Raw genomic sequence first — 25,532 nt, 5'->3', positions numbered from 1 at the left:
GCATTGGAGAGATCTATGACTCGTACCACACTCACCCCAAATCATAAGCCGACACTTGACGCCGTCGCATGGGTGGAAAAATTAGCGGCTGCTTTGAGTTCCGGCACACCGACGCAAGCGGCTCAATTATTTGAAAAGGAAGGCTACTGGCGCGACCTGGTCGCCTTTACCTGGAACATAAAAACCCTGGCTGGCCGATCAGCTATTAGTGACATGATCGCAGCGACTATGGCAACGGTGGCCCCTAGCAACTGGCGCGTGGAACAAGATGCTACCGAAACAGACGGGGTAGTCGAGGCCTGGATTACCTTCGACACCAAGGAAGCTACAGGACGAGGCTATCTGCGACTTCGCGATGGACTGGCATGGACCTTCTTAACCACCATGACCGAGTTAAAGAATTACCCCGAAAAACGCAATAAGCTACGCCCCAAAGGGGCAGAACATGGTGCCAATAAGAACCGTCAGACATGGTTAGAAAAGCGCCAGCATGAGCAAGCAACCCTTGGCTATAGCGAACAACCTTACTGTTTGATCATTGGTGGTGGCCAGGGAGGTATTGGCTTAGGCGCTCGGCTTCGACAGCTTGAAGTGCCGACCATTATTATTGATGCGCTGCCTAAGCCCGGAGATACCTGGCGTAATCGTTACAAATCACTCTCATTGCACGATCCCATCTGGTATGACCACATGCCCTATATCCCATTTCCCGAAAACTGGCCGGTATTCACCCCCAAGGATAAGATCGGTGATTGGTTAGAAATGTACACCAACGTCATGGAGCTGAACTACTGGGGCTCCACCCGTTGCACCCAGGCAAAATATGACGAAGATAAACAGGAGTGGACAGTTGAAGTCGATCGCAATGGCGAAAAACTGACACTTCACCCCAAGCAGTTGGTTCTGGCAACGGGCATGTCGGGTATCCCTAACATTCCGGATATACCGGGTATGGATGTGTTTGAAGGTGAACAGCATCACTCTAGTAAACACCCTGGAGGTGAAGCTTACAAAGGCAAAAAATGCGTCGTCCTTGGTGCGAATAACTCAGCTCATGATATCTGTTGTGCCCTTTGGGAAAATGAAGCTGACGTCACTATGATTCAGCGCTCCTCTACACATATCATCAAATCAGATTCACTGATGGAGCTGGTGTTAGGTGGGCTCTATTCTGAAGAAGCTGTTGAAAATGGCATGACGACTTACAAGGCCGACCTCACATTCGCATCCATACCTTTTGAAATCATGCCACAGTTCCATATCCCGGCTTACCAAGCCGTAGCGGAAAAAGATGCTGAGTTTTACCAACGCCTAACCGATGCAGGCTTCCTGCTTGATTTCGGTGAGGATGGTTCAGGCCTGTTCATGAAATACCTGCGCCGAGGTTCAGGCTATTATATTGATGTCGGGGCATCGGACTTAGTGGCTAACGGAGAGATCAAACTAAAATCAGGCGTATCGATTGAGCGCATCAAAACCAACTCAGTAGTGCTGACCGACGGTACTGAACTGGAAGCAGACTTGATTGTATATGCAACGGGCTTTGGGTCGATGAATGGTTGGGCGGCTAAAATCATTTCCCAAGAAGTTGCGGATAAGGTCGGCAAATGCTGGGGTATGGGCTCAAACACCGCCAAAGATCCCGGACCATGGGAGGGAGAGCTACGCAATATGTGGAAACCCACACAGCAGCAAGCGCTGTGGTTCCATGGCGGCAACTTGCATCAGTCCCGGCACTACTCTCAATACCTGTCCTTACAAATAAAAGCGCGCATGGAGGGGATCGAGACGCCTGTGTATGGCATGGAACCAGTTCACCATCTGAGTTAAGCATGGATACATAAGCTAGCCGAGCTCAGGTGGCGTTAGCTTGCAGATTAGCAGGTGGCTGAGCGGAAAATCACCGTGTTCAACACCTGCTTTGACGTATCCGATTATGTTGACTAGTCTTAAAGTGTTGTATTTATTAACAAGATGGCAGGAGTAGCCCATGTCGAGCAGCAAGAAGAAACTCAAAAGTGCAATTAAAGCCACTAAAGCCAAAGTCGCCAAGCAAGAAAAGAAAGTGCAGAAACTGAAGAAAAAACTGAAAAAAGCCTGAAGCTAATTCAGATGCTGTTGGCGTGAAGATCTTAGCACCAGCACCTGAATGCCCCAGTTGATGCAAGCCCGGCAGTGCCGGGCTGTGTCTGTCAAATATCTTTGACCAGTCGTAGCGCATCATAAATAGCCGCATGAGTATTGCGTGCTGATACGGCATCGCCGATACGGTATAAGCGGAACTGACCTTCAGGATTAGAGACCAGTGTTTGAGGTGCTCCCGCAATCAGGGCTTCATAATCCACGGCGCCCAGATTGGTTGACTGAGGCTTGAGATCGAAATACAGATCATCCAATGGCAAGGTGCCATGATTGACTACGACCTGATCCACATGACGGGTATTGAGCACACCGCCATAGTCACTGCCCAACCTGGCTAGCAATCCCCCCTCATGACGCTCTACCGACTCCAATCGGTAGGTCACTGTAAAGGTGACATCATGCTGTTGCAGACTGCGCATATAGGGCACCAGATTCATCGCCATGACTTCAGGGGCGAAGGTTCTGTCGGGGGTTATAATCTCTACTTTGGCACCACTAGCCGCTATAACTTCCGCGGCTTGCAGCGCCGCATGATCACCCGCATCATCATAAATCAGTACCTGTTTGCCTGGTTTCACATCACCGGCGATAATATCCCAGGTTGATACCACCAATTCATTACCCTGTGCCAACACCTCTGTGTGGGGTAAGCCACCAGTTGCAATAATCACCACATCGGGCGCTTCGCTCATTACATCGTCGGCTTCAGCCCAGGTGTTAAAGCGAAAATTCACCCCCAGTGTTTCACATTCAGCCATACGCCAATCAATGATACTGATCATCTCGCGCCGCCGCTCACTCTGAGCGGTTAAGCGCACTTGACCTCCGGGTAACGCGGCGGCTTCCATCACGGTCACCGCATGGCCACGTTCAGCCGCCACACGTGCGGCTTCCAGTCCAGCAGGTCCGGCACCAACGATTAACACTTTTTTATGCTCTGTTGCGGGTGGAATATCATGCGGCATGGTCAGTTCACGACCTGTGGCTGGGTTATGAATGCAGTAGGCATCACCACCCTGATAAATCCGGTCAAGACAGAAATTAGCCCCAACACAAGGACGAATACGTTCTTCTTGCCCGGCAAGAATTTTACGTACGATATGCGGATCGGCCATATGCGCACGTGTGAGGCCGACCATATCCAGTTTGCCAGAGTCGATCGCATAGCGTGCGGTAGCGATATCCGGAATTTTAGCCGCATGAAAGGTCGGCATACCGGTGCGTTTACGCACCTCACCGGCAAAATCCAGATGAGGCGCATTGCGCATCCCTTGTACCGGAATCACATCAGTTAAACCGGCATCGGTATCAATATGACCCCGTATCACATTCAGAAAGTCGACCATGCCACTGTCTTTCAAGCGGTCAGAAATCAGCAGCCCTTCCTCCACACTCAGACCACCTGGCAACTGCTCATCAGCGGTATAACGCACACCGACAATAAATTGCTCGCCGACACGTTTACGAATTTCGCGTAACACATCAAAGGTAAAGGTAAGACGATTATCTAAAGAGCCACCATAAGGGCCCTCCAGGGTATTGGTCAGCGGAGACCAGAACTGGTCCATCAAATGGCCATAGGCCTGCAGTTCGATACCATCCAGACCCGCGACATACATGCGCTCAGCCGCATCGGCATAATCTTTGATGATCCGCTCTATATCCCAGTCTTCCATTTTTTTGGGAAAGGCACGATGGCTGGCTTCTCGCTGGTGAGACGGTGAAACCACCGACAACCAGTCGCCCTTTGCCCAATGCGTCCGACGGCCTAGATGTGTCAACTGCAGCATGATCGCCGTGCCATGCTCGTGGCAGGCATCAGCCAAGTCACGCATATAGGGCACCACTTCATCTTTGTAAGCGAGAATATTGTTGAATACCGGCGGGCTGTCTTTAGATACAGTCGCCGAGCCTGCCGTCATGGTCAGGGCAATACCAGCTTTAGCCCGTTCCGCATGATAGGCACGGTATTTGGCTTTAGGCATGCCATCTTCCGGATAAGCCGGTTCATGTGCGGTGGTCATGATGCGGTTTTTCAGCGTCAAGTGCTTCAGCTGATAGGGTTGCAGCAAAGGATCTTTAGACATATGAACAGCCTCCAGCGATGGTTACATATAGGTTTTTAAATCCGTATGCATTGAGATTAGTCAAAATGTACACATGTGTCAATTATAAGTACATAGGTGAACATTGGATTGCCATGAACGACCAAAGACCGTATTCTTCGCGACATGAATATGCCTGAAACCGGCTGGCGCGGCTCGCCAGAAATATGGATAGATATTGCCTATGACACGCTGATAACGCGTGGTGTAGAAACTGTGCGTATACAACCCTTATCCAAACAACTGGGACTGTCGCGTACCAGTTTTTACTGGTTCTTCAAGGACCGGGAGGCGCTATTAGAGGCACTAATACAACGCTGGCGAGATAAGAACACCGGCAACCTGATTCAGCAGACGCAAGCCTATGCCGAAAATATCACCGAAGCGGTGCTGAATCTGTTTGACTGCTGGCTCGATCAGGAACTGTTTGATGACGCCTTTGAATTTGCGATGCGCAACTGGGCGTTGCAATCAGCCGAGGTGGAAGCGGAAATCGAACAGGCAGACCAACGACGACTGCAAGCGATCCGTGAGATGTTTGAGCAGTTCGGTTTTGCTAGCCAGGAAGCCGATATTCGCGCGCGTACTATTTATTTAACTCAGATCGGCTATGTATCCATGCGCACGCATGAAAGCCTTGCCGTACGTATGGCACGCATTAAAGATTATGTATGGGTGTTTACTGGACAAGCCGCCTCACCAAACCAACTTAAGCGTTTTTATCATCGACATAGCTTTTCACCGGATTAAATTTTCGCACTATGCTTTTGATTCTTGGGCTTCTGCAGCCAACTGTTGCGCCACCCATAAACGTCGCTGTTGGTAATAATAATCCCACACACAAGGACAGCAAGATCCGCCACCACAGCATTCGCCAGGGGCAGGGGGCAAAGGCTCAAGCATTTTTTCTGTGTCAGTCATTAGCGATCATTAGCGGCATTTATTAAAAAGAGGCCAAGCCCTGGCTGCGCAGGGCTTGGTTATGTATTAACCCTGCAAGCTGGCAAATACCTTGTCACGAATATCTTCAACACTGCCAACACCGGCGACATACACATAGGTCGGCGCTGTGGCTGCATCCTGTTCGGCCCAGCTTTTGTAATAGTTGATCAACGGTTTGGTCTGCTCATGATAGACATTCAGGCGCAGACGCACGGTGTCTTCCTGATCATCTTCACGCTGCACTAAATCTTCACCAGTGACATCATCCTTACCGTCGGTTTTCGGTGGATTAAAGCTCACATGATAGGTTCGGCCAGAGCCTGGGTGAACACGACGGCCACTCATACGACCGATGATTTCTTCATCGTCTACATCGATTTCAACCACAGCATCAATTTTCACACCAGCTTCTTTCAGCGCATCGGCCTGCGGAATTGTTCTTGGGAAGCCGTCGAACAAGAAGCCATTGGCACAATCGGCTTCGGTGATACGCTCTTTCACTAAACCAATAATGATGTCATCAGACACCAATCCACCCTCATCCATGACTTTCTTCGCTTGTATGCCCAGTGGGGTTCCGGCCTTAACCGCTGCACGCAGCATATCACCAGTGGAGATCTGTGGAATGCCGAACTTTTCAGTAATAAACTGCGCTTGAGTACCTTTACCGGCACCAGGGGCGCCGAGCAGAATAATTCGCATTGAGGGTTTTCTCCTGATTTAATTGTAATAAGTCGTCATTCCGGCTTTTTCAGTTGAGCCGAACGCAAGTAAAATAGTAATCGAGGGTAACGTCATGGGTTATCCTGCCACAATTCGACATTAGCACTAGCCGGTGTTACGCATACCCGCCGAGATGCCAGCCATCGTAACCATCAATGCTTGCTCTAGGCACTGATCTGGCTGGTTTCGATCACGGTATAACAACTCTACCTGCAAAAAATGCAGTGGATCCAGATAGGGGTTTCGCACCTCAATAGACTGGCGGATAATCGGATTTCCTGATAGCAGTTGGGCTTCCTGTTTAATCTGCTTAATCAGGCCAACACAGTATTTAAGCCGGTCTCGCAAACTAGCCCCCAGCACCCCAAGTTCATCCGAGGTGAGGCGCTTCTCATAATACGTGGCAATGCTGGCATCACTTTTAGCCAGTACCATCTCTAACATATCAATGTTTGTGCGAAAGAAGGCCCAATCACGGTAGAGCTGTTGTAATCGAACCAACTCCCCACGCTCAATCGCTTCACCCAGCGCCGTATCGGAACCAAGCCAGGCGGGCAGCATCAGCCGGATTTGTGTCCAGGCAAAAATCCAGGGTATAGCTCGAAGGCTTTCCACACCGCCATCCACACGCCGTTTGGCTGGTCTTGAGCCCAATGGCAACTTTGCCAGTTCCTGTTCCGGTGTCGTGGAACGGAAATAAGGTACAAACTGTGGGTCTTCACGGATAACTGAGCGGTAACCACGCAAACCGGCGCCAGCTAAATCATCCATATACTGACACCAGGAATCCTCAGCAGGTCGGCCTGGGCAGAGTGTTGCCTGTAGCACGGCCCCGGTGTAGAGCTCCATATTGCGAATAGCAATTTCTGGCACACCGAATTTAAACCGGATCATCTCCCCCTGTTCAGTAACCCGCAAGGCACCAGCGACCGATCCCGGTGGCTGTGACAGAATAGCCGTATGACTGGGGCCGCCCCCTCGGCCTACAGTACCACCGCGGCCGTGAAACAGCGTCAGGTGTACACCTTCCTGCTGACACACGCGGGTCAAGGCTTGCTGGGCACGATACTGCCCCCAGGCGGCAGCCAATTGACCGGCATCCTTAGCCGAATCTGAGTAGCCTATCATCACTTCCTGACGGTTTTCAGTGTAGGCTTTATACCAGTCGATATTCAGCAACGCGGCAATACAATCAGGGCCACCTTCAAGGTCATTCAGAGTCTCAAACAGCGGAACTACACGCATATTCCAGCCAATGCCCATCTCTTTTAACAGCAGAATTACGGCCAAAACATCCGAGGGCTTACTGGCCATAGAGATCACATAAGACCCCAACGAATCCGGTGTGGTCTCGGCCACTACCTGACAGGTATCCAGCACCTCTTGAACCGCGGCTGAAGGCTGCCACTGGTGCGGAATCAGTGGACGTCGGGACTGGAGCTCACGCAGCAGAAAATCCTGCTTATTACTTTCTGACCAGCTGGCATAGCTGCCCAGTTGATAAAAGTGGGTGAGTTCATCAAAGACTTCGATATGACGATCAGCATTCTGGCGTATATCGATTTTGACCAGCGCCAACCCAAAACAGGAGACTCGACGGATGATATCTTCCAGCAAGCCGGCCGCGATATTCGCCATACCGCACTCGGTCAGGGAGCGATGGCACAGCAACAAGGGCTCCAGCAACTCCTGGTCATTGCTGATCCACTGACTGGTATCAGCTGTCTCGCCGCTCAACTGTGCCGCTATACCGCTTCGTGTGGCTTCCAGTCGATTACGCAAGCCGCCCAGAAGAGCCCGATAGGGTTCAGCCGCCTGTTCACCCACCTGTTCAAGCAACTCGGGTGTGGCGCGATACATCGACAACTCTTTTCTAAGTTCATCGATATCCTGGGCAAACAGATCTGCAGCCATCCAGCGTGATAGCTGTAAAACTTCCGCGGTTACCTTCGCTGTAACGTTCGGGTTGCCGTCACGGTCCCCCCCCATCCAGGATGAAAAACGTACCGGTGAGCTATCTAACGGAAGTCGATAACCCAGGGTAGTCTGCAGGGTTTGATCAAGACGTTTACAAAAACGAGGGATGGCATTCCACAAGGAGTTTTCAATAACGGCAAAGCCCCACTTGGCCTCATCAACCGGTGTTGGACGTTGGCGGCGAATTTCGTCGGTATGCCAGATCTGTGCAATCAATTGATCAAGCCGTTCATTCACTGGCTCATTTCGATCCAGTCGCTTGAGGCAGTCGGTAATCGCATCGTATTTCTGAATCAGAGTACGCCGATTGACCTCAGTAGGGTGAGCCGTGAGTACCAGGTCAATCTGCATCTGAGACAGAGTCTCGGCAATCTGCTGTGCTGATTGGCCACACTGGGTATGCAACTGTTGAATCAGTTCAGCCAGATCATCAGGCTCATTCTGTTCATCGGCATCAAGCTGACGTCGGACGCGATGATGTTCTTCGGCAATATTGGCCAGGTTGAGGAACTGGGTAAACGCACGTGCCAGAGGCAACACTTCATCTTTTTGCAGACTTTCGATGGCCGCCAATAGCTCATCATGCACGGGCTTTTCAGCACTGCGTCCCTCTTTAGCCAAATGCCGTATCTGCTCGACACGCGCTAAAAATCCTTCACCCAGATCCTGTTCTATGGTTCGCCCCAGGCTATCGCCCAGCATACGTACATCATCACGTAAGGCTTCATGCAGATTAATGCTCATCGGCTGTTTCTCTCTGTTTGGCTTGATTCCAGAAGGCATCCAGCTCTTCCAGTGAGTAGCTGGAGAAATCTCCCCGCTGCTGCTTAACCTGGGTTTCGACATAGCGGAAGCGCCGTTCAAATTTACGATTGGTACTGCGCAGGGCTTGCTCAGGATCAAGTTTAAGGTGCCTGCAAAGATTTACCTGGGCAAACAGAAGATCACCGGCTTCATCAAGCACTTCACTATGACGGCCGCCACGGATAGCCTGGCGCAGTTCGGCGATCTCTTCTTCAATTTTGTCCAGCACACCCTCGGCATCAGCCCAGTCAAACCCGACATTAGCAGCACGTTTCTGCAATTTAGCTGCACGATTCAGTGCTGGCAACGCCTGAGGGACTTCATCCAGAACGGAGTGTTGCTGTCGTTCACCACGCTCCTGCTGCTTGATCGTTTCCCAACGTTGGTTAACCTGAGCCGGATCAATCGATGGCTGTTGCTTATCGGTATAGAGCTGCCCATCCGGAAATACATGCGGGTGACGCCTGACTAGCTTAGCCACCAACTGATCAATGATATCAGTAAATCTGAACAGCTCGGCTTCGTCAGCCAGTTGGGCATAGAACACCACCTGAAACAACAGATCACCCAGCTCATCTTTCAGATGTAGCCAGTCCTCTCGTTCCAGAGTATCAATCACCTCATACACCTCTTCCAGGGTATGCGGCACGATCGAACTGAAAGTCTGTTGTTGGTCCCAGGGGCAACCTTGCGGGCTGCGCAGCCGTGCCATAAGAAACAGCAGATCATCCAGTGTATACATCAGTGCTTCCCGTCTCTTTCACGATGAACATCGATAACGTTAGGCAACTGATTGAGCTTATCCATCAGACGCCCCAACATTTCCAGCCGGGATATTTCTACAGTCATCGACAGACGGGCAATATTACTTTGCTTATCCGTTTTGGTGTTGGCCGACAGGATATTTAATTTTTCGTTGGCCAGAATCATCATCACATCCCGCAATAGTCCAGAGCGGTCATAAGCTTCGATCATTACATCGACTGGATAGGTATTTTCACCAGCCTCATCCCAATCGACCGATACTATCCGGCGAGGCTCAGTTTCCCGTAATGTCTGCAAATTACTACAGTTTTCATGATGGATCGACACGCCTCGTCCTTGGGTAATAAAACCGACAATCGGATCACCCGGTACCGGCTTGCAGCAACTGGCCATAACGGTCAACAAATTACCGACACCCTGAATACTTACTGCATCAGCACTGCCCTGAGTATGACTTACATGGCGATGCTGGCTTGGCAGTAGCTGCAGATCCATCTGCTCATCATGGGTGGGTTCAGTCTGTTTCTGTGCTTCATTCAGCAGTTGCGACAGACGCAGATCACCCGCACCTATTGCCGCAAACATGTCATCAACAAATTTGAAATTCAAACCCTGTGCTATCAATTTCAGATTCAGCTGGTGAATATCCAGAGCCAGGCGACGCATTTCACGCTCAACCATATCTCGACCAGCTTCAGCATTTTGATCCTTGGCCTGCTGCTTAAACCAATGAGCCACTTTGGCACGGGCCCTGGAGGTAGTCACATACCCCAGGTTGATGTTCAGCCAGTCTCGCCGTGGGCGCTGCTCACTACTGGTAAGAATCTCGATCTGATCGCCAGTTTTCAGCGCATGGTTCAATGGTACAATACGACCATTAACCTTGGCCCCCCGACAACGGTGGCCCACCTCAGTATGCACACGGTAGGCAAAGTCCACAGGTGTTGAAGCGGATGGCATATCGATTACGTGACCATCCGGTGTGAATACATATACACGGTCCTGGGTTACATCACCGCGCAGAATTTCGCGAAGACCTTCGCTTTCACCCAGGTCATCGTGCCACTCCAGCACCTGACGCAACCAGGATATTTTCTCTTCATAGCCATCGCGACGGGCGCGCACATCGGTACCTTTATACAGATGGTGAGCACAGACACCCAGTTCCGCCTCTTCATGCATTTCAAAGGTACGAATCTGTATCTCCAGCACCTTACCTTCCGGCCCGAATACAGCCGTATGCAGAGAACGGTAGCCATTGGACTTGGGTGAGGCGATATAATCGTCAAACTCATTGGGAATATTACGCCACAGGCCATGTACTATACCCAGTACGGTATAACAGTCACGGACTTCAGGTACCAGAATGCGTACAGCACGCACATCAAATACCTGATTGAACTCGATGTTCTTACGCTGCATTTTGCGCCAGATACTGTATATGTGCTTGGCTCGGCCATGAACATCTCCGGCAATCGCGGCATCTTCCAGACGACTGCGTAGCTGATCTACCACTTCATTGATAAACAGCTGGCGATCCAGGCGTTTTTCATCCAACAAACGGGCAATGTTTTTATAGTCATTCGGCTTGAGATAGCGGAAAGACAGATCCTCCAGTTCCCACTTGATATGACCGATACCCAGGCGGTGAGCCAAGGGCGCATAGATATCAAAGACTTCGCGAGCGACCAGGTAGCGTTTCTTGCGGCTATCATCCTTGACCCGACGAATAGCACAGGTACGCTCGGCAATTTTGATCAGCGCCACGCGGACATCATCAATCATCGCGACCAGCATTTTACGCAGGTTATCTACCTGCCCTTCGCTCTCACCCAACACCGTAGAGTCATGACGCGGATTTTTGCGGCTGCCAATGGCGGCCATCTGCAACACACCCTGAATCAGGGTTTCTATACTGGCACCAAATTCTTTTTTAACGGTTGCCAGACTAAGCTTTTCCTCTCGCACAGCTCGGTAGAGCACAGCGGCTACCAGCGTCTCCTGATCCTGCTGTAACTCTGCCAGTATCTGCGCCATTTCGAGGCCGATGCTGTAACAGTTTTTGTGCGACTCGGTCCAATCAGCATTTCCAGCTAGCGAAGCTTCATGCGCACTTCTGACCGTTTCACACGCTCGGCACAGTTGTTCCGCATCGGCAACGTCCGTTTGCATCTGCAAGCGCTGCAGCCATAATTCCAGATCGACAGAGCCATCATCTCTGACAGGATGTTCGTCGCGTACCTTAACCATTAGGGTGGTTACTCCTTCCCTGACAGTTTAATGAGGGTCAAAAACACCGGTGGACAGGTAACGATCTCCACGGTCACAAACGATACAAACAATCGTGGCACTCTCTACCTGTTCGGCCAGCTTCAATGCACCTGCGACTGAACCACCGGACGATACGCCCGCAAAAATACCTTCTTCCCTTGCCAAACGACGCATCATGGTTTCAGCCTCTTCCTGGGTGATATCAAATACCTGATCCACGCGCGCGCTCTCAAAAATTTTTGGCAGATAGGCTTCCGGCCAGCGGCGAATTCCCGGAATAGCTGAACCCTCAGCAGGCTGCAGGCCGGCAATACGGATAGCCGGGTTTTTCTCTTTCAGAAACCGCGAAACTCCCATAATAGTTCCGGTTGTTCCCATGGAACTGACAAAGTGGGTTATTTCGCCACAAGTCTGTTGCCAAATCTCGGGGCCGGTAGTTTGGAAGTGGGCTTCAGGGTTATCCATATTAGAAAACTGATCCAATACTTTTCCCAGCCCTTCAGCTTGCATGTTCAAGGCAAGATCTCGAGCCCCTTCCATGCCCTCCTCTTTGCTGACCTCAATCAACTCGGCACCATAAGCACTCATAGCGGCCTTGCGCTCTTGGCTCATATTAGCTGGCATGATCAGTTTCAGTTTATAGCCTTTTATTGCAGCGGCCATCGCCAGAGCAATACCGGTATTACCCGAGGTAGCTTCGATTAAGACATCACCTGGTTGAATCTCACCACGCTGCTCCGCCAACTGAATCATACTCAGTGCCGGGCGATCTTTTACAGAGCCTGCAGGATTATTGCCTTCCAGCTTGCATAACAACGTGTTGTTGTTGGGGACCGTAATGCGTTGCAGACGGACCAGCGGTGTATTGCCAATACAGTCTGCGATGGTGGGATAGCGTGTTGATATCATCATTACAATCCTGTGCAAATATAAATGGAGTAGCTGTTATATGCATTGCCAACTACCGATGGTAACGGCTTGCAGGTTTTGGCTCAACTTTCCGCAATAGCCATGGCCACAACATAGGCTTTTTCATCTGTATAGGACAGATGCCAATTACGGATGTTCAACTCTTCTGACAAGCTTTTAGCATAGCCACTGAGTGTCACCAGCGGTTTACCCAGCGCCGTTTTATCTATCTGTAACTGCTGCCAACCAACACCCTGGCCAATTCCAGTTCCTAGCGCTTTCACCACGGCTTCTTTAGCGGCAAACCGCTTAGCCATAAAACGTTCAGGATCTCTGGATTGCAGATACTGCTGATATTCCACTTCAGTCAGTACCCGCTTAGCCAAACCAGGTGTACGCGACAGCGCCTCCGCCATGCGTGAAATCTGAATAATATCAACACCTAACCCGTAAATCATTTTGAACCTGACTGGGCAGCCTGCTCAGCACGCTGCCGAGCAGCCAGCATCAGAGCTTTCATTTCTTTAACCGCATCAGATACACCCACAAACAACGCATGAGCGATCAAGGCATGACCTATATTAAGCTCATTGAGCTCCAGTATCTCAGCTACAGCTTCCACATTATGATAATGCAATCCATGTCCGGCATTGACCACTAGCCCCTGGCTGAAAGCATAGCTGGCCGCTTCGCGAATGCGGGTTAGCTCTTCCTGCTGCTGCAAGGGGGTGATAGCATCGGCATAGGCACCCGTATGCAATTCAATCGCTGGAGCTCCACAGCGAATCGCCGCATCGATCTGGGCATTATCCGGGTCGATAAATAAAGAAACTTCAGCACCTGTCGCACCCAGCGTCTGACAAAAATGCTCAACCTGGGCTTCATGGGTAATCACATCCAGGCCACCTTCCGTGGTCAACTCTTCGCGCTTTTCAGGAACAAGACATACATGTGCCGGTTGAATTTCCAGCGCAAATTCAAGCATATCAGGCGTCAACGCCATTTCCAGATTCATCCGGGTTTGCAGCACTTCTTTCAGTATGCGTATATCACGCTCCTGAATATGGCGACGATCCTCGCGCAGATGCACGGTGATACCATCTGCACCCGCCGCTTCAGCCAGCAAGGCAGCATAGACTGGATCGGGATAACGCGTACCACGCGCCTGACGCAAGGTGGCGATATGGTCAATATTGACACCCAGCAACAGCTGCTTTGGGTAGTTCATGCCGTTCTCCTGGTTTTCATAAACAATTCACGACTTTTTAACGGTTTTGCACCCAGCAAAGGTGCCAGCGCTTCACGCATCAGCCGCTTGGCTGCACGTCTGACATCAGCCAGCTCATAGCGGTCCTCGGCAATGGCCAGTAAACACTCACCGGTGTAACTGGCACTATCGGCTGTGGTTTCAACCATGCCTTGCTGGGCATTATATTGATAATAATGTCCAGCAAGGCAATGACTCAAGGCGATACCGTAACCCATATTTTCCAGCACTTGGCGCTCAAAGGTACGTAACGCCCCTTCCAGATCAATCGACTGCTGTAGTTCCTGAATCAGATAGGTGTAATAGAGGTACAGTCGCGGATGGGGATCAGCTGGCTGCAACAGGCGCTGCAACAGCTCATTGGCATAAAGGCCGCAAAGCAGCGCTTTGCCCACTGGCTGCGCCATAACCTGAGGTACTTCCGCCTGACTCAAATTTTTTAATTCATGCCGCCCTGACCAACTGACATGCAGTGATTGAAACGGCTGCAGCGTAAAGCGTCGAGCGGATCCGGAGCGACGCGCCCCGCGAGCGACAACGCTGATACGCCCATACTCGAGGGTAAACAGATCAACCAACAAGCTGGTTTCTCGGTAAGGGCGAGAATGCAGAACGAAGGCTGCAGCCTGTTCAGCATGCTGAGACATTACTCGTGCCTGTATCCCAGACTGTGAAGAGCACGCTCATCATCTGACCAACCTCGGCGCACTTTAACCCAGAGATTCAGCATCACTTTACTCTCGAACATCTTTTCTATATCGAGGCGCGCATCACGTCCGATGTTTTTTAATACCGCACCCTTGTCACCGATCACAATGCGTTTTTGCCCTTCGCGTTCAACCAGAATCAGTGCACTGATAGTCAATAGTGAACCATCGTGCTCAAACGCTTCGATCTCAACGGTGATACCATAAGGAACTTCATCGCCCAGATTCCGCATTAGCTTTTCACGCACAATTTCAGCCACAACAAAGCGCGAACTGCGATCGGTTATCTGATCTTCTGGATAGTGGTGAGGACCTTCAGGTAAGTAACGACTGACTAACTGCTCCAGCTCAACGACATTATGTCCCTGCTTGGCTGACAGTGGCATGATCGCGGTAAATTCACGCTTGTTGGCAAGCACATCAATCTGTGGCAGCAGCTCATGCTTCTCTTTCAACTGATCGATTTTATTCACCGCCAGGATCACCGGGCAGGTCACGTAACGCAGTTTTTCCAACACGATATCATCTTCTTCAGTCCAACGGGTCCGATCGACCAGAAACACCACCAGGTCGACATAACGCAGGGCATCAGAGGCCGTCTTGTTCATATAGCGGTTCAGCGCTTTGCCTTTCTCATCATTATGTAGCCCGGGGGTATCCACGTAAACCACCTGATCCGCACCTTCAGTTTTAATGCCGAGAATCTGGTGGCGGGTAGTTTGTGGCTTGCGTGAGGTAATGCTGAGCTTCTGACCAAGGATCTTATTCAGCAACGTTGACTTGCCTACATTCGGACGGCCAACAATCGCGACAAAGCCGCAACGAGTTACTTCAGTCACGACGATTCTCCTGTTTCAACTGCGACAAAGCCGCTTTAGCGGCATTCTGTTCAGCCTGACGGCGGCTGTTACCTTGGCCTTCTGTAGGCTTGTTTAACAAGGCCGTATGACAATGTATGTTGAAGGTTTGAGCATGTGCTTCACCCTCGACACTCACCAGCTCGTAATCAGGCAGATCCAGGCGACGTGATTGCAGGAACTCCTGTAAGCGAGTTTTTGAATCTTTGATCGAACCATCCAGATCCAGCTCGTCCAAGCGCTTTTCATACCATTTGAGCACATAAGACTCGGCTGTGGCCAAGCCAGCATCTCGATAGATGGCACCGATAATGGCCTCTACGGCATCCGCCAGAATAGAGTCACGTCGAAAGCCACCACTTTTGAGTTCACCGGAACCCAGGCGAAGGTAATCGCCCAATCCAAGCTCACGGGCAATCTCAGCTAGCGTCTCGCCCTTCACCATCATGGCACGAAGACGGCTTAGCTGTCCTTCCCGAGCCGAAGGAAAACGCTGATAAAGATCGGCTGCAATAACGAAATTAAGCACTGAATCGCCAAGAAACTCCAGGCGTTCATTATTACGCTTACCACAGCTACGGTGAGTCAGCGCCAATTCAAACAAAGACTCATCAACAAACTTATACCCTAAACGCCGGGCCAGCTCTTCTACAGGCTTTTTCAAGGCTTTCTGGCTTCGTAGTTATCCTGGAACATTACCACCGCATCCACATTACCGAACATAGGCACCCTGACTTCGTAGTCGAGGTTGAAAAATATCACGCCAGCATCCTCGGTGATCGTTAGCGCATCCTGACTCGGCAAAGAGACCTGATTGATATTAAAACGGCGATTTAGATTGGAGCGTATCTGCACAATCGGCTTGGCAAGCTCTTCCCGATCTTCACTGGTTGCCTTCACCACAGAGGTAATCGTTCGATACTCCCAGTAGGGTGAAAACAGCTTAAACCCGACAGAGAGAAAGATCCCGAGGACAATCAGTACACTCAGAACACCGAAGAAAGATGCACCATTTTGCCTACTGCTAGCATGAAGTTCCATTAGCCTATTCCTATCTGATTTTACGCATCACACTGAGATCAGGCAGACTGAAGAAGTTGTCCCAATGCATCCAGACAACAACAGCTTTACCTACCAACAATTCTTCCGATACAAATCCCCAATACCGGCTGTCATTACTGTTATCACGATTATCACCGATGGTAAAGTAATGGCCTTCCGGTACCACCCACTGAGCCGTCATAGAGGGCCGACCTACATCCTGATAGGTGGTATAACTATGTTCACCCAGCGTTTCATTGAACAACAGCACTTCCGGATTAACAGGAGGCAATCTGGCCAGCAACTCAGCCTCCACCTCTTCACCATTAATATAGAAGGTTTTATTCTGATAGCTAATCACATCACCAGGAAGCCCGATGACTCGCTTAATGTAGTTGATGGATGGATTATTCGGGTAACGAAAAACAACGACTTCACCATGCTCTGGCTCATTAATGGACACCAGCTTGGTATGAGTTACAGGCAAACGCAGACCATAGTGAAATTTATTAACCAGGATGAAGTCACCAATCTGCAGCGTAGGTAACATCGAGCCAGAAGGAATCTGAAACGGTTCAAACAGGAAAGAACGCAGCACCAACACCACAGCCAGCACTGGAAACATGGATTTACCCAGATCAGCCCAACCTGGCTGCTGCAGAATTTTTGCCCGAGTGGTCTCAGGCAAAACCTGGCCTTGCTCTGCTTCTGCTGCCGCGAGTTTTGCCTTACGTTTTGGCGCAAAAAACAACGCATCGATCAACCACAAAACGCCGGAAAGGGCTGTCAGGCTTACCAATATCAGCGAAAAATCAAAATCCATGTAAACCTCAGTTATCAACTTTTAATACGGCAAGGAATGCATCCTGGGGAATCTCGACTCGCCCAACCTGCTTCATACGCTTTTTACCTTCTTTCTGCTTGGACAGCAGTTTCTTTTTACGACTGACATCACCGCCATAACACTTGGCAAGGACGTTCTTACGCAAGGCTTTAACTGTGGTACGCGAAATAACTTTACCGCCAATCGCCGCCTGGATAGCAACATCAAACATCTGGCGGGGAATCAGGTCTTTCATTTTTTCACATAAGGCCCGACCTTTGTACAGCGCATTATCTTTATGCAGTATGACAGCCAGTGCATCAACCTTTTCACCGTTGATTAGCACATCCAAGCGGCATAGTTTAGCGGAATCGAAGCGGATAAAGTTGTATTCCAACGACGCATAGCCACGACTGACCGATTTCAGCCGATCGAAGAAGTCCAACACCACTTCTGCCATGGGCAATTCATAATGCAGCTGTACCTGGTTGCCGACAAACAGCATGTTTTTTTGCACACCGCGTTTTTCAACACACAATCCGATTACCTGTCCCAAGTAGTCCTGTGGCACTAAAATACTGGCTTGCACTATGGGTTCACGCATCTCTTTCATGGCTGCAGGATCTGGCATTTTAGAGGGGCTGTCGATGTAAATGACTTCACCATTATTCAGCTCAACCTCATACACAACGGTCGGCGCGGTGGTAACCAGATCGAGATCATATTCGCGCTCCAGACGTTCCTGGATGATTTCCATATGCAGCATGCCAAGGAAGCCACAGCGGAATCCAAAGCCAAGCGCATCCGAGCTTTCCGGTTCAAAAAACAGCGAGGCATCGTTCAACGTCAGTTTATCCAAAGCCTCACGGAAATCTTCATAATCGTCTGAGCTAGTGGGGAATAGGCCAGCATAAACTTGCGGCTGCACCTTTTTGAAACCCGGCAGACTATCAACATCAGGTGTTTTTGACAGCGTCAACGTATCGCCAACTGGTGCGCCATGGATATCTTTAATACCAGCAACAATGAAACCCACCTCACCTGCTTTGAGTGAATCGGTTACTAAGCGCTTGGGTGTGAAAACACCAACACTGTCAACGACATGCACTTGACCGGTCGATTTCACCAGAATTTTGTCTTTTTTACGCAACTGACCATGCTTGACTCGTACCAGAGACACAACGCCCAGATAGTTATCAAACCAGGAGTCGATAATCAGTGCTTGCAGGGGGGCATCCAGATCACCCACAGGTGGTGGAACGAGTCGCACCAGCTCTTCCAGCACCTCATCAACGCCCATGCCACTTTTGGCAGAACAGGCGACAGCATGCGTTGCATCAATGCCGATCACTTCTTCGATCTCAAGTTTAACCCGTTCCGGTTCCGCTTGAGGAAGATCCATCTTATTAAGTACAGGTACCACTTCCAGCCCTTGCTCAATAGCGGTATAACAATTGGCTACTGACTGCGCTTCAACACCCTGAGCTGCATCGACGACCAACAAAGCCCCTTCACAAGCGGCTAAAGAACGCGATACTTCATAGGAAAAATCAACGTGCCCGGGGGTATCAATAAAATTCAGCTGGTAAGTTTTACCATCCTTGGCGGTGTAATTAAGTGTGACACTTTGCGCCTTGATGGTGATACCACGCTCACGCTCGATATCCATAGAATCCAACACTTGTTCTGCCATTTCACGCTCAGCCAGGCCACCGCAGACCTGGATAAAACGGTCAGCCAAGGTAGATTTACCATGGTCGATATGGGCGATAATGGAGAAGTTGCGGATATGGTCCAGATTACTCACGTGTCAGTGTCTCAAATCAGTTTCCGGAAGGGGCAGAAGTGCCCGGACAGGGGCCGTAGTCTACCCTATTCCAGCGATTTCAGCCATCTACACAAACACAATTAGATAGCCGCCCGGCAAGAGGCGGCTATCAGCTTAAACCATCACTTTGTAACCCTAAGGAGTAAGTCGCAAGGGGATAAACATGGCACTGCCTCGGCGAACAATCCGCATAGGCACAGCCCTGTCTTGCGGCAGTTCAGACACTACGCGATAAAATTGCTCTGGCATTTCGATGCGCTCACCATTTAGCATGGTTATTACATCACCGCCGATCAATCCAGCGGCAGCGCCTGGCCCCTCGTTCACCTGCATGACTACAACACCAGAATTAAGATTCCAGCTTGAACGCTGCTCTTGCGTTAAGGGTGAAACCACCAATCCCAGTGAGGCATCGGCAGATGGCCCACCCGAGGGAGCCCGGCCATTTTGAGCCAACTGGTCGTCGTCGGGTAACGCGCCTATGGTGGCTGTAATCGTCTCGCCACGACCATCACGAACTATACCAATCCGCACTTTTTCACCTGGTTTTATGCGTCCAACCTGATGGGGCAGATCAGAAGACAAGGCTATATCATTGCCATTAAACTGCACGATCACATCACCTTCTCTTAGACCTGCAGCCTGAGCTGGACTATCGGACATTACATTTACAACCAGTGCACCGGCAGGCTTATCCAACCCGAAAGACTCAGCCAAATCCCGATTAACTTCTTGAATAACCACGCCAAGCCAACCACGGGTTACACTACCCGTTTCGCGCAGTTGATCTGCGACCTCCATAGCGACATCCATCGGAATAGCAAAGGAGAGCCCCATAAAGCCACCAGAACGGGTATAGATCTGGGAGTTAATTCCGATGACCTCACCATTCAGATTAAATAAGGGCCCTCCTGAATTGCCAGGGTTAATCGCCACATCTGTCTGGATAAACGGTACATAGGTGTCATTAGCCAGTGAACGCTCTGTGGCACTCACAATACCAGCGGTTACGCTGTGATCAAAACCAAATGGGGAACCTATAGCCAACACCCATTCGCCGACCTCTACGGCTGAAGATTCACCTATTTCGACATAAGGCAAATCACTGGCTTCCACCTTGAGCAGAGCTACATCAGAGCGCGCATCGGAACCAATTACCTCGGCTTCTATCTCTCGACGGTCGTTTAACCGCACAATGACCTCATCAGCATCTTTAATGACATGATGATTGGTCAAAATAAAACCATCAGCAGAAATGATAAAGCCAGAGCCCAGTGAGCGTGGAGCAGGCGTGCCCCGACGGGGTGAAGGTGCTATTTCAGGAAAACCACGAAAGAAATGTCGAAAAATATCGGGCACATCCTCGTCACCCGGACCACGAAACTGACTGAAAGGATCCTGGCTTTCTTCAGGAACCTTCTGGACAGTACTGATATTTACTACAGCAGGAGCGGCTTCTCTAACCAGCGTTTTAAAATCAGGCAACTGCTGTGACCAGGCGTGTACTGGCAACAACCACAAACTCAATAGCAATATGAAAGTTGACTGTGCTTTTTTCATAGCGAGACCTTATATCAGCGTTTAGTTATTCACTCTCAATAAAACTGGGTAGTAGCTTGGATTCGACAGTAAATTTGCAGATAGGATCCTTGCTAACCAAAAACCGCCAGACAGCCCGGTAATACCTGCCAAAATCACAATTAACTCCCGATCAAAAAACCAAGAGGCCAACAGTGATGCACCTATAAGTACCAATAAAGGCATCAGATACAATAGCAGTGAAGACTTGAGTATGGCCCCTTCATGCAAACCTATCACGACAGACTGACCAGGCTGAGTAGACAAGCCCTCTGGGTTAGCTATTTTGAGGAAAGCAGGTTTGCTACCGAATAATCCGGCTAGTTTTCGCTGGCCACAATTGTCATGGGATTGACACGACTGGCAGGCACTCAACCGACGGGTTTCTATCACCAGATGATCCGGGTGCACCTCACTGACCTGAGCCACTTCTTCCAACACGTCGGTTTACCGTCCGGAGATAACAGAGGTAGCAATACGCTCAGCCACCATAATAGGCATATCACCTACAACCGTAATGAAACGGTCATCACTGCGCAGCCCTAATGCGATGAAATTTCCTGCATCGGTAACACCCTCAGGCAGCGTTTGCTTTCCAAGCTGTTCCACACTGACTGAAAAGGCTTTATGTCCGTTAGAGAACACCATCACCTCACCCGCCTGGGTCACTTGATGACGAATATTCTGATAACCTTCCGGCAACCAGGACAATCCCCACTGCAGGGGACGCTCCTCCATCAGAGATAAATGCTGATCAATATAACGCTGCATCCCTTCTGGAGCACGAATCATATCATCGTCTCTAGACAGCATTGAGCCCTGATACGATGGAGCTATCGGACGACTACCAAAGGTCACCGGCTGAGCCAGGCTATTACTCGGAACACTACTAGCCGCAGTAGCGATCACTGGCTGAGGTTGTGACGTTTGCACATCACCTGCGATCCAGCCTGGCCCTAGAATAATAACTGCGGTAACCGATGCGGCTATAGCCATACTGGCAAGCGAACGGTACATTCCCGAAAAACTGCCAGAAACACTCTCAGACAACCCTTGTTTTGGCTGTTCTGAAGCCACACTATCGCTTTCAGAAATAGCGACCATCACTCGACTACTTAAGTCCTGACCAGACCACACAGCAGACTCTTTTTTCAGCAACATAGCGCTGAACTGATATCGTTGCCACTGCTGTGCTAATGCAGGGTCTCGCTCGACCTGTTTGAGCAACCGCCGCAATTCCAGCTCATTTACTTCACCATCCATGAGCGCGGACAGGGATTCATTATGCTCACTCATGTGTCACCTCAGCTATTACAGATCGCTAGTCTCAGACTGTACTGAGCAGCGGTGCTATCTCATTATCTATGGCTTCTCTGGCTCTGAAAATACGGGATCTCACCGTACCCACAGGGCAGTCCATCACCTTGGCTATTTCTTCGTAACTCATCCCTTCAAACTCTCGAAGTGTCAACGCCACCCTGAGGTCTTCTGGCAATCGATCCAAAACCTGGTTGATCACACGCTGTAATTCATCCCTGTACAAGGCATTCTCAGGATTTTCTATCTGTCTTAAATCCGAGTCAGCTTCAAAGTACTGCGCATCATCCGCATCAATATCGGTATCGGGCGGACGTCGCCCTCTCGCTACCAGATAGTTCTTGGCCGTATTAATGGCAATTCGATACAACCAAGTATAAAACGCACTATCGCCACGAAAATTAGGTAAGGCACGATAAGCCTTTATAAAAGCTTCTTGAGCCACATCCATCGCTTCATGGTGGTCGTATATATAACGCGATATGAGTCCAATGATCTTGTGCTGATATTTTTTTACCAGCAGATCAAATGCTGTTTTGTCACCTGCCTGAACACGCTCCACCAACAGCTGGTCAGCACTTACCTGGCTATCTTTAGACACTTAGAATCCTTACGAGCCGGTTTATATAACCTATTCATTCATTACAAAATTCAGTATGTGGTTAACCCAGCCTTCATTCAACCCCAGCGTCTCAGTTTTTAACTCTTCTAGTTCGATTCAGCACAGACAGCTTAGTTCCGGTAACAGCTATTTTTTTTACAAACAAGACTAACGTATCAATGCTGGTAACGGCATAATGCAAAGAGCGTTCACTACAGGAGTCGGCCCAAGCCATGACGGAAGCAAAAAACTATGATGTACTGGTAATAGGTAGCGGTGCCGCTGGACTCACACTGGCACTCCAGTTGGCAGACAGTGCACGAATAGCGGTGCTCAGCAAAAGTACATTACAAGCAGGCGCTACTTGGCTGGCACAGGGCGGTATTGCAGCAGTACTGGACCCCGAAGATAATTGTGAAAGTCACATTCAGGACACCTTGGTCGCTGGTGCACACCTCAGTCGACTACCTGCTATTGAACATACCATTCGTAATGGTCCGCAAGCTATTCAATGGCTCATCGAACAAGGCGTTCCTTTTACCCGCGACCAGCAGGGCTATCATCTGACTCGCGAAGGCGGACACTCTCACCGTCGGATCATTCATGCCGCCGATGCAACCGGCCGCGCGGTGCATGAAGTATTAATTCGCAATGCACTTGCGCACGCTAACATCGACATTTATGAACAGCACATAGCCATTGACCTGATTACACGTCGTAAACTTGGGCTTGCAGGAAACCGCTGTATCGGTGCTTATGTTCTCCATCACATAACCGGCAAAGTGAGTGCCTTTAAAGCACCCATTGTCATTCTTGCGACAGGCGGCGCCTCCAAAGCCTACCTTTATACCAGCAATAATGATGGCACTACCGGCGATGGCATTGCCATGGCCTGGCGTGCGGGCTGTCGTATTGCCAATATGGAGTTCAACCAGTTCCACCCTACTTGCCTCTACCATCCCAAAGCAAAATCCTTCCTTATTACCGAAGCGGTTCGAGGCGAAGGCGGTGTATTAAAATTACCGGATGGCAGCCGATTCATGCACAAATTTGATTCTCGCGAAGAACTTGCTCCACGAGACATCGTTGCGCGCGCCATTGACCATGAGATGAAACGCCTTGGGTGCGACTGTGTTTACCTTGATATTTCGCACAAACCAGCGGTATTTATTAAAGAACATTTCCCAACCATCTATCAGCGCTGCCTGGAATATGGCATAGACATAACCCGAGAGCCTATCCCTGTTGTTCCTGCCGCACACTATACCTGTGGAGGCGTCATCAGCAATGAGTTTGGGGGTACGGACATACCTGGGCTTTATGCCATTGGTGAAACGGCCTTTACCGGTTTGCATGGTGCCAATAGACTCGCATCAAACTCCTTACTTGAATGTGTAGTCTATGGTCGATCAGCTGCCCAACATATACTGACCCTCCCGGCTTCGGAACTAAGCATTACTACAGTTCAAATACCAGACTGGGATGAATCACAAGTAACCGACTCAGATGAAGATGTTATTATTTCGCATAACTGGGATGAGTTACGCCGATTCATGTGGGATTACGTCGGTATAGTTCGCACAACAAAACGTCTAGAGCGGGCCAAGCATCGTATACATCTACTAAAGCAAGAAATTGCCGAATATTATTCCAACTACAAAATCAGCAGAGACCTGATTGAATTGCGCAATCTGGCAACTGTCGCTGAACTGATTATTCTTTGTGCAATGCAACGCAGAGAAAGCCGTGGGCTTCATTTCACCAAAGACTTTCCTGGGCAGACAACTGAAGCATCAGATACGATTATTACACCAGTCAATTTTACCTGGCCAGATTCGATAAGGTACGATGATGTGTCAAAACCACTCTCAAACGACGAAACACATTAAGCGTAACAGCATCACGAGGAACCAGAAACCAGTGCCGGTGCCCTCCCTCTACTGACAAATAAAGAACCAGCAAGAAGGGCAACGAAGCTGAATGATTGAGGTACTCAACATTAAACACATCACCGTTGCGATTATAGATTTGCAACCACTCTTCGTCCGGACAACAGCTCAACGCAGTAATATAGTGATCAGCAACTAGCAGCTCATACAAACAGCGCCACAACAGCAGTGCAGATAGCATAATGCCAACAAATTTTACCGGCACAGGAATGGTCGCCAGCAAAACAGCGAGGCTGGCACATAAATGAACAAAGACCAGACCCCAGATGAGTGATCTGGAGACACTAACCTTTATATTAAGCTGGCTGAACCCGCTCAAGTATTATCCTCACAATCCTTTGTAGATCTGGATCTTCCGGCACGTCCCGCTCCATAAACCAAACAAACAAGTCTTGGTCTTCGCAAGCAAGCAACTTAACAAAACGATCCTGATCTTCTTCCGCAAGCTCACTGAAAGCCTCTTTAGCAAAGGGTTCCAGGAGGATATCCAACTCCAGCATGCCGCGACGGCACTGCCAGGCCAACTTCCTAATGTCCACTTCTGTATACATTATTGGGTGTTTCCATCAAGATTGATTAAGGCCAGTATTTAACACCTTCATATGTGTAAAAGCAAAGCTGAAATAGCATTTATTAGGCATCGCCGCTCCTGCGCATTCCGGCGTGCGGCAAGCAAAAAAAGGGCCATCCTTCTGGATGACCCTTTTTTAAGTATTAAGTGCCTGGCGATGACCTACTCTCACATGGGGAGACCCCACACTACCATCGGCGATGACGCGTTTCACTACTGAGTTCGGGATGGGATCAGGTGGTTCCACGTCTCTATGGTCGCCAGACAAAACTGGAACAACTCGGACTTAAAAGAAATAGATGTGTTTTAACTTTGTCTTATAGCACTACAAGCAACAACCGCGTATCGATCATTT

The 25,532-nt window shown here is 49.8% G+C and carries 24 protein-coding genes and 1 rRNA gene; 3 read left to right on the top strand and 22 right to left on the bottom strand.

The annotated features are described in order from the left end of the window. Window positions 1-15: 15 nt before the first annotated feature. Window positions 16-1,830 (top strand): NAD(P)-binding domain-containing protein, encoded by a 1,815-nt coding sequence (locus tag ACN0R1_RS02225; RefSeq protein WP_417579489.1) that lies wholly within the window; start codon window positions 16-18, stop codon window positions 1,828-1,830. A 362-nt stretch (window positions 1,831-2,192) separates the two neighbouring features. On the opposite strand, the gene ACN0R1_RS02220 is transcribed toward ACN0R1_RS02225, so the two are convergent. Next, window positions 2,193-4,229, bottom strand: coding sequence for an FAD-dependent oxidoreductase (locus ACN0R1_RS02220; protein WP_417579487.1), 2,037 nt, complete (start codon window positions 4,227-4,229; stop codon window positions 2,193-2,195). 144 nt (window positions 4,230-4,373) lie between these two features. Here ACN0R1_RS02220 and ACN0R1_RS02215 point away from each other — a divergent pair, with 144 nt between their 5' ends. After that, entirely contained in the window at window positions 4,374-4,997 is a 624-nt protein-coding gene (locus ACN0R1_RS02215) for a TetR/AcrR family transcriptional regulator (protein ID WP_417579485.1), read from the top strand. A gap of 9 nt (window positions 4,998-5,006) precedes the next feature. Here the strand turns inward: ACN0R1_RS02215 and ACN0R1_RS02210 are convergent, their stop codons facing one another. From ACN0R1_RS02210 to rpoE, 18 genes are all read right to left on the bottom strand, one after another. Continuing rightward, entirely contained in the window at window positions 5,007-5,150 is a 144-nt protein-coding gene (locus tag ACN0R1_RS02210) for an oxidoreductase-like domain-containing protein (RefSeq protein WP_417579954.1), read from the bottom strand. A gap of 84 nt (window positions 5,151-5,234) precedes the next feature. Then, the gene (adk, locus tag ACN0R1_RS02205) at window positions 5,235-5,891 is read right to left on the bottom strand and encodes an adenylate kinase (protein ID WP_417579483.1); all 657 of its coding nucleotides are present in this window, start codon (window positions 5,889-5,891) and stop codon (window positions 5,235-5,237) included. Window positions 5,892-6,017: 126 nt separating this feature from the next. Further along, window positions 6,018-8,633 carry a phosphoenolpyruvate carboxylase gene (ppc, locus tag ACN0R1_RS02200; RefSeq protein WP_417579481.1) on the bottom strand — a complete coding sequence of 872 codons (2,616 nt, stop codon included), beginning with the start codon at window positions 8,631-8,633 and terminating at the stop codon, window positions 6,018-6,020. Continuing rightward, a complete protein-coding gene (gene mazG / locus ACN0R1_RS02195; RefSeq protein ID WP_417579479.1) occupies window positions 8,623-9,435 on the bottom strand; it encodes a nucleoside triphosphate pyrophosphohydrolase in 813 nt (270 codons plus the stop codon). Before mazG ends, ppc begins: the two co-directional genes overlap by 11 nt. Then, window positions 9,435-11,708: a GTP diphosphokinase gene (gene relA / locus ACN0R1_RS02190; RefSeq protein WP_417579477.1), complete on the bottom strand. Its 2,274-nt coding sequence runs from the start codon at window positions 11,706-11,708 to the stop codon at window positions 9,435-9,437. Before relA ends, mazG begins: the two co-directional genes overlap by 1 nt. 27 nt (window positions 11,709-11,735) lie before the next feature. Then, a complete protein-coding gene (cysM, locus tag ACN0R1_RS02185; protein WP_417579952.1) occupies window positions 11,736-12,638 on the bottom strand; it encodes a cysteine synthase CysM in 903 nt (300 codons plus the stop codon). 83 nt (window positions 12,639-12,721) lie between these two features. Next, entirely contained in the window at window positions 12,722-13,096 is a 375-nt protein-coding gene (acpS, locus tag ACN0R1_RS02180) for a holo-ACP synthase (protein WP_417579475.1), read from the bottom strand. Continuing rightward, complete coding sequence (gene pdxJ / locus ACN0R1_RS02175; RefSeq protein WP_417579473.1) at window positions 13,093-13,866, bottom strand: pyridoxine 5'-phosphate synthase; 774 nt, start codon at window positions 13,864-13,866, stop codon at window positions 13,093-13,095. Before pdxJ ends, acpS begins: the two co-directional genes overlap by 4 nt. Next, on the bottom strand, window positions 13,863-14,552 hold the full coding sequence (gene recO / locus ACN0R1_RS02170; protein ID WP_417579471.1) for a DNA repair protein RecO: 690 nt from the start codon (window positions 14,550-14,552) through the stop codon (window positions 13,863-13,865). Before recO ends, pdxJ begins: the two co-directional genes overlap by 4 nt. Beyond that, window positions 14,552-15,451, bottom strand: coding sequence for a GTPase Era (gene era, locus ACN0R1_RS02165; RefSeq protein ID WP_417579469.1), 900 nt, complete (start codon window positions 15,449-15,451; stop codon window positions 14,552-14,554). The genes recO and era overlap by 1 nt, the downstream gene beginning before the upstream one ends. Then, a complete protein-coding gene (rnc, locus tag ACN0R1_RS02160) occupies window positions 15,444-16,133 on the bottom strand; it encodes a ribonuclease III (protein WP_417579467.1) in 690 nt (229 codons plus the stop codon). The genes era and rnc overlap by 8 nt, the downstream gene beginning before the upstream one ends. After that, a complete protein-coding gene (locus tag ACN0R1_RS02155) occupies window positions 16,130-16,510 on the bottom strand; it encodes a DUF4845 domain-containing protein (RefSeq protein WP_417579465.1) in 381 nt (126 codons plus the stop codon). Before ACN0R1_RS02155 ends, rnc begins: the two co-directional genes overlap by 4 nt. Before the next feature lie 10 nt (window positions 16,511-16,520). Continuing rightward, the gene (gene lepB / locus ACN0R1_RS02150) at window positions 16,521-17,333 is read right to left on the bottom strand and encodes a signal peptidase I (RefSeq protein WP_417579463.1); all 813 of its coding nucleotides are present in this window, start codon (window positions 17,331-17,333) and stop codon (window positions 16,521-16,523) included. 7 nt (window positions 17,334-17,340) lie between these two features. After that, window positions 17,341-19,131 (bottom strand): translation elongation factor 4, encoded by a 1,791-nt coding sequence (gene lepA, locus ACN0R1_RS02145; protein WP_417579950.1) that lies wholly within the window; start codon window positions 19,129-19,131, stop codon window positions 17,341-17,343. A gap of 165 nt (window positions 19,132-19,296) precedes the next feature. Beyond that, on the bottom strand, window positions 19,297-20,721 hold the full coding sequence (locus ACN0R1_RS02140; RefSeq protein WP_417579461.1) for a DegQ family serine endoprotease: 1,425 nt from the start codon (window positions 20,719-20,721) through the stop codon (window positions 19,297-19,299). A 21-nt stretch (window positions 20,722-20,742) separates the two neighbouring features. Then, window positions 20,743-21,180, bottom strand: a complete 438-nt coding sequence (locus ACN0R1_RS02135) for a SoxR reducing system RseC family protein (RefSeq protein ID WP_417579459.1) — start codon at window positions 21,178-21,180, stop codon at window positions 20,743-20,745. Window positions 21,181-21,186: 6 nt separating this feature from the next. Next, the gene (locus ACN0R1_RS02130) at window positions 21,187-22,035 is read right to left on the bottom strand and encodes a MucB/RseB C-terminal domain-containing protein (protein WP_417579457.1); all 849 of its coding nucleotides are present in this window, start codon (window positions 22,033-22,035) and stop codon (window positions 21,187-21,189) included. A 31-nt stretch (window positions 22,036-22,066) separates the two neighbouring features. Beyond that, window positions 22,067-22,657, bottom strand: coding sequence for an RNA polymerase sigma factor RpoE (gene rpoE / locus ACN0R1_RS02125; protein WP_417579455.1), 591 nt, complete (start codon window positions 22,655-22,657; stop codon window positions 22,067-22,069). 233 nt (window positions 22,658-22,890) lie between these two features. Between rpoE and nadB the strand changes: the two genes are divergently transcribed. Beyond that, window positions 22,891-24,546, top strand: coding sequence for an L-aspartate oxidase (gene nadB / locus ACN0R1_RS02120; RefSeq protein WP_417579453.1), 1,656 nt, complete (start codon window positions 22,891-22,893; stop codon window positions 24,544-24,546). Here the strand turns inward: nadB and ACN0R1_RS02115 are convergent. From ACN0R1_RS02115 to rrf, 3 genes are all read right to left on the bottom strand, one after another. After that, window positions 24,479-24,925: a protein YgfX gene (locus ACN0R1_RS02115; RefSeq protein WP_417579451.1), complete on the bottom strand. Its 447-nt coding sequence runs from the start codon at window positions 24,923-24,925 to the stop codon at window positions 24,479-24,481. The two genes, nadB and ACN0R1_RS02115, sit on opposite strands and share 68 nt — an antisense overlap. Then, window positions 24,903-25,157, bottom strand: a complete 255-nt coding sequence (locus tag ACN0R1_RS02110; RefSeq protein ID WP_036520833.1) for a succinate dehydrogenase assembly factor 2 — start codon at window positions 25,155-25,157, stop codon at window positions 24,903-24,905. The genes ACN0R1_RS02115 and ACN0R1_RS02110 overlap by 23 nt, the downstream gene beginning before the upstream one ends. A gap of 169 nt (window positions 25,158-25,326) precedes the next feature. Then, window positions 25,327-25,442, bottom strand: a 5S ribosomal RNA gene (rrf, locus tag ACN0R1_RS02105). Window positions 25,443-25,532 lie beyond the last annotated feature (90 nt).

The organism is Nitrincola sp. (assembly GCF_048264025.1).
Taxonomy (GTDB): domain Bacteria; phylum Pseudomonadota; class Gammaproteobacteria; order Pseudomonadales; family Balneatricaceae; genus Nitrincola.
This window is presented reverse-complemented; position numbering and strand designations above follow the sequence as displayed.